Genomic DNA, 15,089 nt, shown 5'->3' with positions numbered 1-15,089 from the left:
TAATTGTTACACTTATTCGTTGGTCATTGCTTATATGTATCAAAAATGATTAAGATTGGATTTTAAATATGGATAGGAAGGGAGAGATTAATGAATTGAATTTAAGTTAAGTAATGAATGAAAATTAGCGATAGAAGTTAATATGTAACGATTTTTGAAGTAGAAATATAAGTGTAATTTAGGGAGAAAACTACATATATCATACGGAGAGACAACGTAATAATAGAAAATAAGATGAGTGAATAAGTGATTGTAAACAATGGATTGTTGGACGACTATGTTTTAGGTTACTCGTTTAAATCTGGTACTTGGCACACATTGCTTTTAAGAGGGTAATAGTAATAAAGAGATTTTTAAAATGATAGAAGTAATAAAGGGGATAAGAGAAATGAAAAAAATATTTAGTGTGCTTTTAGTATTTTTCTTAACATTTTCTACATGGTCTAGTGTATTAGTGAAGGCAGCTTCACCATCCAAAGGTACTTTAACGATTCATAAATATGAACAAGAAAAAGATGGCGCACCGGGGCTAGAAGGTGATGGCTCTGCAAATCAAGAGGTACCAACAAATGCGAAACCGTTAAAAGGTGTAACGTTTGAAGTGAAGAGGGTTGCATCGTTTGAAAAAATTTCAAACGATGGGAAAATCGTGAAAGAAGATGTGAAGCCTGTAATGGGAGCAACTCCAACTCAAGCAGTAACAGATGATAACGGACAAGCTGTATTAAAAGATCTTCCGCTAGGACGTTATGAAGTGAAAGAAGTGGCAGGACCTCCGCATGTTAACCTAAATCCAAATACGTATACAGTGGATATTCCATTAACGAATAAAGAGGGTAAGGTGTTAAACTATGATGTTCATATGTATCCGAAAAATGAGATTAAACGTGGTGCAGTTGATTTAGTAAAGACTGGTGCAAATGAAAAAGCATTAGCAGGTGCAGTATTCTCTTTATTTAGAAAAGATGGTACAGAAGTGAAAAAAGAGTTAGCAACAGATGGTAATGGGCATATTCGCGTGCAAGGATTAGAGTATGGGGAATACTATTTCCAAGAGACAAAAGCGCCGAAAGGGTATGTACTAGATCCGACTAAACACGAGTTTTTTATAAAGACCTCCGGAACTATTAACGAAGATGGAACAATTACTTCTGGTACAGTAGTTAAAGTAGAAGTGCAAAACTATGAAGAACCAAATATTGATAAAAAGATAAACGGCAATTTAGAAGCGTTACCAATTAATCCGTTAACTAATTACAATTATGATATCAAAACATTAATTCCAGAAGACATTAAAGAATACAAAAAATATGTAGTAACAGATACTTTAGACAATCGTTTAATGATTCAAGGGAAACCAGTCGTGAAAATTGATGGAGCGGAAGTAAATGCAAGTATTGTAGAGGTAGCTGTAGAAGGCCAAAAAGTAACAGCTACAGTAAAAGATTTCACAAAGTTAGATGGTAAAAAAGAATTTCATTTACAAATTAAATCACAAGTAAAAGAAGGAGTACTATCTGGTTCGGAAATTTTAAATACAGCAAAAATTGATTTTATAAATAAAAATGATGTAATTGGAGAAAAGGAATCTAAACCTGTAGTTGTTGTTCCGACAACTGGAATTATTGAGTTAACAAAAGTTGATGGTGCTGATAAGAAGAAATTAAAAGGTGCGGAGTTTGTACTTAAAGATAAAAATGGAAAAATAGTTGTTGTGGCAGGTAAAGAAGTCACAGGTGTATCAGATGAAAATGGTGTTATTAAATGGACTAACATTCCGTATGGAGACTATCAAATTTTTGAAACGAAAGCACCAACTTATACAAAAGAAGATGGTACAAAAGCTTCATATCAATTATTAAAGGACCCTATTGATGTAAAGATTAGCGAAAATAATCAAACGGTTAAATTAACGATTGAAAATAATAAAAGTGGATGGATTCTTCCTGTAACGGGTGGTATCGGAACGACTCTATTTACTGTACTAGGCCTTGCGTTAATGGCTACAGCGGCATTTGTTTTCTTTAGAAAAAAGTTTGCTAATAATTAAGGTTTTAGGAACATGTAACCAAATGATGTGAAAAGGGGAGAAGCAAAATGCTTCCCTCTTTTCGATATTTTAGTATATGTAGAGGTGGAAATATGAAACGAAATCTTGTTTTAGGAGGTATTTTTTTATTTGGATTAGCTATTTTTTTATATCCTACTATTAGTAATTGGTTGGCGACTCGTGCACATTATTCTGAGATTAGCTCCTACGATAAGAAGATCAAAGCACTACAAAAGAAAGAAGTTGAACGTAGGGAAAAAGAAGCAACCGAATATAATAAACAAGTTCAAACTTCCATGAAAACATTTGCAGATCCATTTTCTGAAGAAAAAAATAATCATCAAGCATATGCCGATGCGTTAAATTTAGGTGATGTAATGGGGTATATTGAAATATCGAAAATTAATATAAAACTGCCAATCTATCAAGGGACCTCTGAGGAAGTATTGAGTCGGGGGGTAGGTCATTTAGAATATTCTTCACTTCCGGTAGGTGGAGAAAATACGCATACTATTTTAACAGGGCATCGTGGTTTACCATCAGCAAAATTATTTACAGATTTAGATAAGTTGAGTGAAGGAGATCTTTTTTATATTCATTCTTTAGACAAAATTCTTGCTTATAAAGTAGATCAAATTAAAGTAGTGTTACCACACGAAACGGACGATTTAAAAATTGTGGAAAAGAAAGATTATATAACATTAATTACATGTACGCCTTATGGAGTAAACACAAATAGATTACTGGTTCGAGGTGGGCGTGTGGAGTTTAACGAGAAAGAAAAACAAAAAATGCGTAAAGAGATATTTATGTTTAATAAGTGGACCGTAGTAGTCTTAATCCTATTATTATGTGTGTTACTAGTCGCAATTTATAAGAAAAAATTAACTCGATAGAATGAATTTATTTATCCTGTATTAATGGGCAGTGGGACCGAAAATCCAGAGATAAGCAAAGAAGGTAGATAGGGGATGAAGTAAATCCTCACTGAAAAAAGTTTCACTTTATTCGACTGTAGAAAAAATACGGTAAAGGTGGGGACAAAGGAATTGAGGTTACGATTAAAGTTGGTAAGTATTCATTTTATGGTTTTGTTAATGTTATGTGTAAGTTTTGTCGTATATGCACCAAAAGAAGCATATGGATCCACGACTAACTTAGAAGGTCTAGGGGATATATCGCGTTATAATGCTGTTGTCTTTGGTAACCATATAGCAGTAGGTGGAGACATTGAAGGAGCAATTGCAGTTCAAGGTGATATGGATGCATCTGGTTATACAATTGTAGGTGCAGCAGCGGGAACATCTAATATAGTTGGGGAAAAATGGGATGATGAGGGATATCCATCCTTGTTATTGTCAGGAAAATTTAAAAAATCAAGAGAGGAATCTTTTATCATTCAAAACGGAATAGTCGTAATGACAAAAGAGAGTGATCCAAATCGTATCATACAATCTTCTTATGATCGTATCGTTTATAAAGAAAAACTAGAAATTGACGCGAAATTTAATGAATTTCACAACATAGTGAACCAAGTCAGTAAAAATGCTGGTCAATATAAAACGAATACCCCAATTCCAAATATGAGTTATGGAATCGGAAAAGATATAAACAATCCTAATATTTATGTTTCATCAGAACTGGTAGGGAAAATCAATTTAGATATAAGAGATGTCTTTTTACCTAATGCTAAAGGAAAAGATTTTATCGTTATGTATTCGGATGCAATAGAGGTTACATTTAAAAATGGTGCTATCTTATATGACACGAACAATATTGGTAGGGCTACAGATATAATTCCTACATCACAACCCTACTCTCCTAATTCACCGTTCACTGAGTTATATGGGAAGGTGGTTTGGGTTTTTCCTAATGCAAAAAAGATCACAACAGAGGGATATGGTGTCGTTGGGAGTGTGTTTGCTCCAAATGCTGTATTAGAAACAAAAGGCGGTTCGATTAATGGACAAGCATTTGTCGGTGCAGTACAACAAACTGGTGGATTTGAATTTCACAATTTCAAATTTAATTGGCAACATTGGAACAAGCCTAGTACAGGAAAAGTAAAGATAAAAAAAGTAGATAGTAATAATGATAATAAAGAATTGATGGGGGCAAAGTTTCATATTGAAGATTCAAATAAAAAAGTAGTTGGTGAGTTAGTAACAAATGAAAAAGGAGAAGCGATATCAAAAGAATTACCAATAGGTAACTATACTCTTGTGGAAACAGAAGCGCCTAAAGGTTACGAATTATTAAAAGATAAAATAGTTGTAAAAATAGAAAAAGATGCAGTAGTAGAAATTAAAATAGGAAATAAGAAATTACCAGATCCGATGGGGAAAATGAAGCTAGTGAAAGTAGATACGGGAGATAAAAATAAAAAGCTAGCAGGGGCAAAGTTTCATATTGAAGATTCAAATAAAAAAGTAGTTGGTGAGTTAGTAACAGATGAAAAAGGGGAAGCGATATCAAAAGAATTACCAATAGGTAACTATACTCTTGTGGAAACAGAAGCGCCTAAAGGTTACGAATTATTAAAAGATAAAATAGTTGTAAAAATAGAAAAAGATGCAGTAGTAGAAATTAAAATAGGAAATAAGAAATTACCAGATCCGATGGGGAAAATGAAGCTAGTGAAAGTAGATACGGGAGATAAAAATAAAAAGCTAGCAGGGGCAAAGTTTCATATTGAAGATTCAAATAAAAAAGTAGTTGGTGAGTTAGTAACAGATGAAAAAGGAGAAGCGATATCAAAAGAATTGCCAATAGGTAACTATACCCTAGTGGAAGTAGAAGCACCTAAAGGTTATGAATTATTAAAAGATAAAATAGCTGTAAAAATAGAAAAAGATACAGTAGTAGAAATTAAAATAGGGAATAAGAAATTACCAGATCCGACTGGGCAATTTGAAATTGAGAAAGTTGATGATAAGGATATTAATTTAAAACTAAAAGGTGCTGTATTTCAAGTTTTAGATAAAGAAGGTAAAGAAGTTACTAGATTAACAACGGATGAAAAAGGAAAGGTGATTTCCAATCAGTTAGTACTTGGAAAGTATACGATTAAAGAAATAAAAGCGCCAAACGGATATATGTTACTTAGAGATCCAATAGAAATAGAAATTACAGAAGCGGTTAGGACACAAAAACTAACAGTGAAAAATGTGAAAAATAATTGGGTAATCCCTAATACTGGTGGCAGCGGAACAACAAGTTTTTACGTGATTGGTTTTGTGCTAATGTTTGGCGTGCTATATTTCTGTAAGAAAAATCGTTACATTAGATAGTTTTTAGGGGATGAGTTCGGTATTGTAATAGATTCATGCTACTAAATTTGTTAAAGAAGGAAGGATAATAGTAAACATAGAATATATTAATAATTAAAATGTTTACGAGGTGAAAGTGATGGCAATAAAACAAGACGAAATTAAAGTAGTAGTCGGAGCTGGGGTGTTTAATAATAATCCAGGTTGGTTACAAACGCAAGAAGATGAACTTAATTTACTAGATAAAGCTACGTGGGAAGAAAGATTTGAATACAATTCTATTTCAGCTATTTTAGCTGAGCATGTATGGGAACACCTTACATTTGAAGAAGGTGTAAGGGCAGCAGAAATTTGTTATCAATTTTTAAAACCAGCAGGACATATTCGTTGTGGTGTTCCTGATGCATTCTTCCGAGATGAAGCATACCAAAATATAGTTCAAATAGGCGGACCTGGCCCGAAAGATCATCCAGCAGCAAGTCATAAAATTGTTCATAATTATAAAACATTAACGAAAATGTTTGAAATTGCTGAATTTGAGGTAGTTTTACTTGAATATTGTGATGAAAATGGACAGTTTTATTACAACGAATGGGATGCAAACGACGGTGTTATTTTCCGTTCGAAAAGATATGATTCTAGAAATAAAGGTGATAAACTTGGTTTTCCATCTTTAATTGTTGATGCGATTAAGCGGTAAGTCATTCAATAAAAGCAAGGGTTAATATTATAATTTCATGAGTCGCAAATGCGGCTTTTTTTATTGGTATGTAATATGTAAGAGATTATTTATGATAATTAATACTTCATTAAAGATTTATTTTATATATAAAATCGGGTAAAATAAAAGAAGAACATATATTCTGTTTAAGAGTAGGGGGCAATATATATGATAGCTGAAATTGAAAAAGTAACTGATGGATATATTGTAAAGTTTGAACGACAATTTTCATATACGATAGAGGAAGTTTGGTCTGTTTTAACAGAAAACAGTAAGCTAAAAAAATGGATGTCTAATTTACAAATTGAAAGTCTTAAAACAGGTGGAATAATAAAGTTCGACATGATGGACGGTTCATTAATAAATATTGATATTTTAGAGTGTCAACTAAACACAGTGCTTGAATTTACTTGGGATAAAGATCGTATCCGATTTGAAATACATAAAGAGGAAAATGGTACTCTTTTACTTCTTAAAGAATACATTCATGAGTTAACAGATCATACACCGAAAGATATAGCTGGTTGGCATATTTGTTTAGATCTTTTTTCTTCCGTTCTAGAAGGAGAAGAAAAAGAATTTTCTAAAGATGAATGGCAACAGTGGTTTGGAATATATAAGGATAAGGTTCTTGAAGTGAGAGGATAATTTCATAAGAGATTATATTTATTGTGTAATTATTACATTGTAAAAATGGTTTTGATGAAAAATAAGAATAGAGGTTAATATGAAAGTAAATCAATTAATTGCTAATAACATAAATAAATTAGATACAGTTATTCCATTTAATAAGTCGTTTGGAATCGCTGGTTTATCAGGATCGGGTAAAACAACTTTTTGTCAAACGATTGGCGAAGAATCAAAAAAACGATTAGTTTCTTTATTGCCAAAGGCTGAATATCAATATTTATTTCCTAATATCATGGAAACAAATTTTAGTGCTATTAAGATAGAAGATATGCCTTTAGTTCTTTTTCTAGGAAAATCATCGATTTCTTCCAATCCACGTTCAACGATAGGTACTCATACTGGCGTGTTTACTGAAGTTCGCGAAAAACTTGCCGAAGTATTTCATCTTTCCCCTGAGGTTTTTTCGTTTAATAATCAGTTAGGTTGGTGTACTGGTTGTAAAGGCCGAGGCACTACTAAAAATATTGAGTGTAAAAAATGTAAGGGAAAACGTTATAGCGAAGAAATCGAACAACATACTATAGATTTATTTGCTAAACCACATACAATTTCAAATATTAATGATTTAAGTGTTGAGTCTATTCTTTCGTTAGCGGAAGAGTTAAATATTAGTGAAGCGAAGCAACATATACTGCAAAATATAATTAATATGAACATTGGTTATTTAACATTAAATCGAATTATGGGTACGTTGTCAGGTGGAGAGTTAACAAGACTTTATTTGGCTGAATTTATGGCAGTAAGCGAAAATACTGTAATTATTATTGATGAGATTTCAGTTGGACTTGATCATGAAACATTATTACAAATATTAGAAGAGATTAAGCAGTTAGGGTGTAAAAATCAAATTTGGCTCATTGATCATTCAGATACTGTACTGGATACAACAGATGAGCAATTGTTCTTTGGACCTGGTAGCGGTAAATATGGTGGACAAATTGTGAAAGAATCGCCAAGACCAAAACCAATACTGTCGGATCTAAATAAAGAAGTACTAACAGAATATTATACATTCCAAGAATTATATTGCCGTAATATCCAAATGGCGGAGTTTCAAATCCCTAAAAATAGGCTTGTGACGGTTACTGGAGAATCCGGATGCGGGAAATCTACACTTGTCAATGAATGTTTAGCTACAGATTTTTTGAAACGATATCCAAAAGATAAATTAGTTATGGTCGGACAAGATCGAAATCAATCAATTACAAGTCGATCGACTGTAGCCACTTTCCTAGATATTAAAAAGAAACTCACAAAGTATAGCGAAGAAATTGATGATATTTTTGAGCGTTCTATTGAGGATATTATAGATGAACTCCCAAATGAAGATATTGCGTATAAACGCTTGAGTCTATTAATTAAATTAGGACTAGGTTATTTAACGTTAGAACGAAAAACACAAACATTATCAACAGGTGAGTTCCAATGTGTTCATTTAGTTTCGGAGTTATTTGCAAACACTAGAAATCCACATACATTATTTATTTTTGATGAGCCTTCAAAAGGTTTATCACAAAATATTTTAAATCAATTTATAGATAGTGTTAGAGGGATATTGCAAGATGAATCAGTCTCTATCATTATGATTGAACATAATAGTTACATGCTAGAAAGCTCTGATTATATTGTAGATTTCGGGAAAAGACAGCTTGAATCTATAAAGCATCTTGATGTAGTAAGTCATGAAGATTATTATCGTCAAAAAAGCAGTGTGAATAATGTTGAGCAAATACATATTTCTTCAGCACTTAAGCAAAAAGAAGGCGTTCACTATTTAGAAGAAAATCATATTAAGTATTTTAAAAATGCGGAAAACATTTATAAGGGTGGTATTTTAAAAAGTTTATCATCAATGGCCCGTTTAATTTATGGCGAATATGAATCTGATACAATTGCACCTGTTGTTGCTATTGATCTTGAAAGACATTTATATAGTCAATATAGTTTCTTATTTGAAATTGGTGGATTAATTAATCATATTGTAGCTGCTCATCCAACTAATAAAGATACGAGAAGTTTTGATTTCTATTCACAGGACAACCATTGTCCATCTTGTTCTGGACGTCTTCAAATTGAAGTTTTCGATAAAGATATTACAATTCAAGATAAAAACGTTCCATTTTGGGACGGTTTATTTGATCCGGAAATCATGAAAGTATTAAAATTTTATCAATATGAAAAAATAGAATTTCTATTTGAAGAAATTAAAAATGAGCTTGGTCACGATTTGTCAAAGAGCTATAACGATATGTCAGAAGAAGAAAAGCATACGTTTTGGTACGGATATTTTGAAAAATCATTTTATGATAAAAAAGGAAAGACACGCAGAACATGGGTAGGATTTAATACGATTATTGGTGGATATATTGTTATTTCAAAAGCAGCTATTAAAGAGGAAATTAAGACTTCTAAAGAAATGATGACATGTCCAATTTGTGAGGGGACGGTATTAAATCATCATAAACGGCTTAAATTTGGTAACGTCGATATTCGTGAAATCATCAATCAACCAGTTGATGAAGTGTTGAAAATAGTCGGTGATTTACCTGCACTTCATAAATTGAAATCTATTGTTGGTGGCGATATGAAATTGACAGAAGATGTTTCGTTATTGCCAAGAAAAGCACAAGTTGCACTGAAAATGTTTGAATTAGAACAGGTAAGCTTTTCAAACTATGAAATGGTGTTACAAAATGTCTTACCATTTTGGGACGAAATAAAAGGAAATATTGAATCCATTAGTGTTCATAATCAAGTAACTGTTTGTGATTTCCCTAATGCATATGAAACGAGAGAAACCATTATAGATAAATATTTCACAAATGGTAAATATAAAAAACTTACGTATGTATACGAAGCGTTTGGATACAAAAAGTTAGTTACCCAAATTAACAAAATTAAAAAAAGTAATCCATGTCCATTCTGTAAAGGTAAGAAAGTTATAACGGAAGATAATCTACATGATGGTGTCTTTAAACTAACAATCCCATGTGTAACTTGTACTGCAACTGGTATTAATGACGAAGGACTAAAAGAAATTGTTGAGGGCGTGGATGTACAAACATGGTTAACTGGAAAAGTTTGTGATGTTGTGGATGAAAGCTTATTAACAGAAGCTGTTTCGCAAATACCAATTTTTAATCGTATTCGAGAATTGGATAAACGAGATATGATGGCGGTTTATGAATGTCTTGAGAGTAATCAGTAAAGTTATATTAGTTTATGTATTATTAACATAACTTATATAAAACGTATATTCTTTATAATGTTTATAATAACGCAGTATGAGTATTACAAGGTAATGAAAGAAGATCCAATTTCTTAATGTGAAAATTAAGGAATTGGATTTTTTAGTATTTTTATGTCCCGTATACTACATTTCCAACTAAGATATGGAGGAGAGATAGAAAAATAAAAGGGACAAACAGTTGATATATTATGTAATTATTATATTATAAAAGTGATTGGTAGGGGTAAAAACAGTTTGCAAGTAATATATTTTGATTATAATATCTCTGTTCTGTTGTCTGATTTTTCATATTTAACAGAAATATATACTTGAATGAAGTATATATTTCTGTTAAATTTATCCTATGGACAGAACAAGTTTAATTAAAGGTCATTTAGAAATGTGTGTATTATCTATTTTGTCGAAAAAGAAAAGTTATGGTTATGAGATTATGAAAGAACTTGAAGTAAACAATTTAAAATTGAAAGGAGTAGGAAGTATTTACCCCATATTAACTAAGTTGAAAAATCAAGAGTGGGTTAATACTTATCAAGTAGTAACAGACAGTGGTAAAGTTAGGATTTATTATGAAATTAATGAAAACGGAAAAATACGTCTTGAGAAGAAAATTAATGAGTGGTTAGAATTGCAATCAGATATTCAAACATTATTAAAAAGCGGTTTGAAAGGAGACCTTCTGAAATGAGGAATAGATTGATAGGTAAAGAAAAGCAATTTTTAACAGACGTACTTAAGGAATTAAAGCAATACGATATTAGTTTAGAAGAAAGGAAAAATATTAAGCGACAAATATTAGAACATATTCAAGAATGTCGTGAACATGGTGAAGATAGTATAGATGATTTAGGTACACCTCAATTATTTGTTCAAGATTATTTAGAAATAAATGAGATTGATTTACAAGTTAAAATGAAACAACTTAAAAATGAAAAGGGGAAATTAAACACATCTATCTTACGCGGCATATTCATCGCAATTATTACTTACCTCATCTCGCAAACTACATTCACAATATTTTTAACTAGATCATCTAATCCAACTAATAGTAAAAATACATTTCAGTATAATCTTTTATATCGTATTTCAGAAAATCAATGGTGGAATTCATTATTAATAATGATTAGTTTTATGTTCTCTGTAGTAGTATTTATTAGTTTAGTAAGTTATAAAAAACGAAAGCTGTCTAAAGCATAATGAAGAATACGATCTATAAAATGTCTCTAATTTATATTCTTTGTAATGTATTAATGTTATGTATTACAGATTCAAAAGTTTATGCTCAGCAAAATATTAAAATTGCATTAGATAAGTATATTGAAAAATTTATAAAGGAGCAGAACATTCCAGGAGCTTCTGTTGCAATTGTACATAATAAAGATGTATTTTTCACAAAAACGATGGGGATTACTGGAGAATCTGAAAAAAAGGTAACTAGTAAAACCCCATTTGCAATCGGCTCAATAAGTAAATCTTTATCAGCTTTAGCTATAGTGAAATTAATAGAAGATAAAAAATTAAAATTAGAGGATCCAGTTCAACGGTATCTTCCTTGGTTTAAACTAAAATATCCTAAAATATCCTCAACTATAACAATCCAACATCTACTAACTCATACAAGCGGAATCAGTACATATGAGGGCTTAGCATTATCAGATAAGCAATCCGAAAATTCTACAGCATTACAAGAAAATGTAATGAAACTATCAAATGTAAAATTAACTGCTCCACCAGGTGAAAAATATCAATATAGTAATGCGAATTATATAATACTTGGTGCGCTTATTGAGGCCGTCACAAATGAAACATATTCATCATATTTGGAAAAGCATATTTTTCAGCCATTAAATATGAATGGCGCGGCAGCAAGTAAAGAAACTGCATATGAAAAAGGTTATTTAACAGGTTATCAGTCGTGGTTTGGCATACCAAGAAAAAGTGTAGTGTCCTATGATAATGCAGGGGCACCGTATGGCTATATTACTGCAAATTTAGAAGATATGATTCAATATATTATGTTTTTGAATCGGCCAGAGGATGCTCAATTTTTAAAGCAAGAAAACATGGATCTTTATCTTTCACCACTTTATCAAATAAATTCAGAAAAAAGTTATGGTTTTGGATTAAGAACCACAAATATAAATGAAAGCGAAACGATGATTTGGCATTCAGGATCAACGCCCGATGCTCGTGCAGAAATATTTACTTTAAATAAAAGTGGCTGGAGTGGTGTGATTTTAACGAATAAAAATCATGTATTAGAAGAAACCGCACTATCAGTATTGAAAAAGGGGATTATTAGTATTTTGAATGGAGAAGAACCGGTTGATCCCCCTAAAAACATACCATTTACACAAATTGTTATGTCTATAGTTATATTCGCGCTTTTCACTACATCAATTATGTTAATTAAAAAATATAAACATAAGAAAACAGTTAAAAGACTAACTTGGTTATTTATAGGGAGTCTATTTCTACTAGTATCTATTATTTTCATCCCGCTTCTTACTTATAGTACAAACTCACCATGGCATACGATTAAAATATTTGCGGCAGATGTAGCTTTACTTATAAGTATTATAGTAATTTTATTAGCTGTGAACGGATTAATATCAATCTTTATAGCCTTAAGAAGGAAAAAGGTACAGAGGTAAATAATTAAAGAAATATAATTTAAGCGTTATAAACAGTGGACTCTCACACGATGTCATTGTTTAAGGTTAAGTTGAACTTCGAAATAGATGTAATTTATAGGAGGAAAACATGTTTAAAATAGGGGATTTTTCAAAACTATCTTCCATTAGTATTCGTATGTTGAGGCACTACGATAAAGTGGAATTATTACAACCAGTAAAAATCGATGAACAAAGTGGATATCGATACTATTCAGCAGCTCAATTAAAGAAAGTAAATCGAATTCAAATGTTAAAAGGTATGGGATTTAATATTGCTAGTATTAAAGAAATAGTAGAATCCGATAATATAGATGGTATAAAGGAACAATTTTTAAATCGTAGTGCTCAAATTAAGGAAGACATGAATAACCTCCAAAAACAATTACGTCTTCTCGAAGCCTCAATAAAAACGATGAGAGAGGATGTTGTTGAGATGAACTATCATGTTTCAATAAAAGAAATTCCAGAAAGAAATGTAGCTAGTGTTAGAAAGATTATTCCATCTTATAATCGCGAAGGAGATTTATGGGGTATATTAATGCAAGAAATACAAATGAAAGATATTAGTATTGCCCATCCGAGTTATAGTATTGCGGTTTTCCATGATCGCGAATACAAAGAAAATGATGTAGATGTAGAAATACAGTTAAGTATTTTAGGTAAACATGAAAATACAAATGATGTTACATTTAAAAATATTGGATCAACTCATGTAGCGTCTATAACAGTTAATGGAAGTTATGAACAAATGACAGCTGTAAATGAGGCTGCAGCAAAATGGATTGAGACAGAAGGTTATGAATTAGCAGGTCCGATGTTTAATATTTATCATGTGAGCCCAGCGATGGAATCGGATCCTAATAAGTGGGTTACAGAAGTTTGTTATCCAGTTAAATGATGATAAAGAAAAAAGGCATTAATTATATGCCTTTTTTCTTTATGGGGGGTACCGTCACGGAAATGCGGATTTAAAACGCTAAGCCTATTTTCCTGACGATTCTCCCGTTTTTAACAACGTTAAGAAAGTTTCAGTGGTCTTAAAAAATCTAATGAGATCACTTTCTCTGAATTAAAATGATATTATCCTAATAAATTAATATATTCTCACCCTAAAGGTGAAATATGGTGCAATAATTACGGTTATGGTGGGTTAAACCAATTAGAACGTGATCCTATCCATATGCGGCAGCGTGAAGGAATTGAACTGGCTAAGAATGAAGGAAAGTTTAAAGTTCGGTTAAAGAAGTACCATAAACATTATGCAGGAATGAATTATGCAGTATAGCTCTATAAAGAGGGAGATATGACTGTAAATCAAATTTGTGAAATTACAAATGTGTCTAGGTTCTCATTATAAAGAAAGCTATCGGAAAGGAACAGTTGATGAGTTATACTAAAAATAGGAAATATACAATAGAAAATAAATTTCATATAGAGGTGGAATTATATGCCTAAAATTGACAATATGTTAGCAATTCTATGGATGCTTCGTTCAGGTGAAAAAATTACTGCAAAACAAATTTCAGAAAAGTTAGAGATGAATATAAGGACTGTGTATCGTTATATTGATACAATTTCAACAAGTGGCGTACCTATCATTTCAGAACCAGGACATAACGGTGGATACACTTTATTGAACAATTTTATTGAGGCTCCTCTTTTTTTTGATTTTGAGGAGCAAACTGCACTATTTCACGCTGCTGTTTTTGCAGAAGAAGCCGGATATTATGGAGGTGAAGCACTAAATAGGGCTATTTCAAAACTAAGTAAATACTCAAATCAAGAGCAGGAAACAATGATAAACCAACATTTAGCTAGTCTTGAAGTAATAAGTCGATTAAGTTCACTCTCTATGGAACCCTTTTTGAAGGATTTGGAGCAGGCCGTAGCTGACGGGTACTCAGTAAAAATTCTTTACCTTAAAAGTGGCGAAAAGCAATTAAATTATAGATTGGTCGATCCGTACAAAATTATCTATTGGAATAATAAGTGGTATGTGATTGGATTTTGTCATCTTAGGAATGATATTCGTAGTTTTAGAGTAGATCGAATTGAAAGTCTAATGCTAACAGAAAATAAGTTTAACCGACCAGAAAATTTTTCAGCACGTGACTTTTTTATAAAAGGTCTTCTTCCAACTATAGAAGATAAGGAAGGGACTATTTCTTTGGTTATTAATGGGGATAAAAGTGTATTGGCTGATATTTGCCAACATTGGTTTTTAGGACATTATTTACAAGAACGGACTTCAAACCAAGCAGTTTTTCTTCTTGAAAAAGATATAATACATATATATGTACCTTATTTACTTTTACCGTACAATAAATCTATTAAAGTTATTGAGCCAATAAGTCTTAAGAAAAGACTTATTGAAGTTCTTTCGGAATTAATAAAATTTCATCAAGTATGATAACTTCCCTGACGTTAACTGTCAGGG

Annotated in this window: 11 protein-coding genes and 1 pseudogene; all 12 read left to right on the top strand. The window is 31.6% G+C overall.

What is annotated here, in order from left to right:
- Positions 1-388 precede the first annotated feature (388 nt).
- The 12 genes and pseudogenes from MKO96_RS02315 to MKO96_RS02260 all read left to right on the top strand — a co-directional run bounded on the left by MKO96_RS02315 (position 389) and on the right by MKO96_RS02260 (position 15,062).
- Positions 389-2,050, top strand: coding sequence for a SpaA isopeptide-forming pilin-related protein (locus tag MKO96_RS02315; RefSeq protein WP_240586534.1), 1,662 nt, complete (start codon positions 389-391; stop codon positions 2,048-2,050).
- A 92-nt stretch (positions 2,051-2,142) separates the two neighbouring features.
- Positions 2,143-2,946 carry a class C sortase gene (locus tag MKO96_RS02310; protein ID WP_087980489.1) on the top strand — a complete coding sequence of 268 codons (804 nt, stop codon included), beginning with the start codon at positions 2,143-2,145 and terminating at the stop codon, positions 2,944-2,946.
- Between the two features lie 153 nt (positions 2,947-3,099).
- Entirely contained in the window at positions 3,100-5,340 is a 2,241-nt protein-coding gene (locus MKO96_RS02305) for a SpaA isopeptide-forming pilin-related protein (RefSeq protein WP_240586533.1), read from the top strand.
- Positions 5,341-5,458: 118 nt separating this feature from the next.
- The gene (locus MKO96_RS02300; protein ID WP_087980491.1) at positions 5,459-6,019 is read left to right on the top strand and encodes a class I SAM-dependent methyltransferase; all 561 of its coding nucleotides are present in this window, start codon (positions 5,459-5,461) and stop codon (positions 6,017-6,019) included.
- A 189-nt stretch (positions 6,020-6,208) separates the two neighbouring features.
- Positions 6,209-6,688 (top strand): SRPBCC family protein, encoded by a 480-nt coding sequence (locus MKO96_RS02295; RefSeq protein WP_087980492.1) that lies wholly within the window; start codon positions 6,209-6,211, stop codon positions 6,686-6,688.
- A gap of 79 nt (positions 6,689-6,767) precedes the next feature.
- Entirely contained in the window at positions 6,768-9,938 is a 3,171-nt protein-coding gene (locus MKO96_RS02290; RefSeq protein ID WP_240586532.1) for an ATP-binding cassette domain-containing protein, read from the top strand.
- A gap of 421 nt (positions 9,939-10,359) precedes the next feature.
- Positions 10,360-10,665: a PadR family transcriptional regulator gene (locus MKO96_RS02285; RefSeq protein WP_000338007.1), complete on the top strand. Its 306-nt coding sequence runs from the start codon at positions 10,360-10,362 to the stop codon at positions 10,663-10,665.
- Positions 10,662-11,174, top strand: a complete 513-nt coding sequence (locus MKO96_RS02280) for a DUF1700 domain-containing protein (RefSeq protein WP_140386764.1) — start codon at positions 10,662-10,664, stop codon at positions 11,172-11,174. Before MKO96_RS02285 ends, MKO96_RS02280 begins: the two co-directional genes overlap by 4 nt.
- Positions 11,174-12,631 (top strand): serine hydrolase domain-containing protein, encoded by a 1,458-nt coding sequence (locus tag MKO96_RS02275; RefSeq protein WP_240586531.1) that lies wholly within the window; start codon positions 11,174-11,176, stop codon positions 12,629-12,631. The genes MKO96_RS02280 and MKO96_RS02275 overlap by 1 nt, the downstream gene beginning before the upstream one ends.
- A gap of 109 nt (positions 12,632-12,740) precedes the next feature.
- Positions 12,741-13,550: a MerR family transcriptional regulator gene (locus MKO96_RS02270; protein ID WP_087980495.1), complete on the top strand. Its 810-nt coding sequence runs from the start codon at positions 12,741-12,743 to the stop codon at positions 13,548-13,550.
- Positions 13,551-13,799: 249 nt separating this feature from the next.
- Positions 13,800-14,009 (top strand): annotated as a pseudogene (locus MKO96_RS02265) (helix-turn-helix domain-containing protein); the annotation flags it as partial.
- 90 nt (positions 14,010-14,099) lie between these two features.
- Positions 14,100-15,062, top strand: a complete 963-nt coding sequence (locus MKO96_RS02260; RefSeq protein ID WP_240586530.1) for a helix-turn-helix transcriptional regulator — start codon at positions 14,100-14,102, stop codon at positions 15,060-15,062.
- Positions 15,063-15,089 lie beyond the last annotated feature (27 nt).

Source organism: Bacillus sp. ES1-5 (genome assembly GCF_022487605.1).
In the GTDB taxonomy this organism is placed as follows: domain Bacteria; phylum Bacillota; class Bacilli; order Bacillales; family Bacillaceae_G; genus Bacillus_A; species Bacillus_A wiedmannii.
Note: the sequence above shows the minus strand (reverse complement) of the source record. Positions and strands in the feature narration are given on the sequence as shown.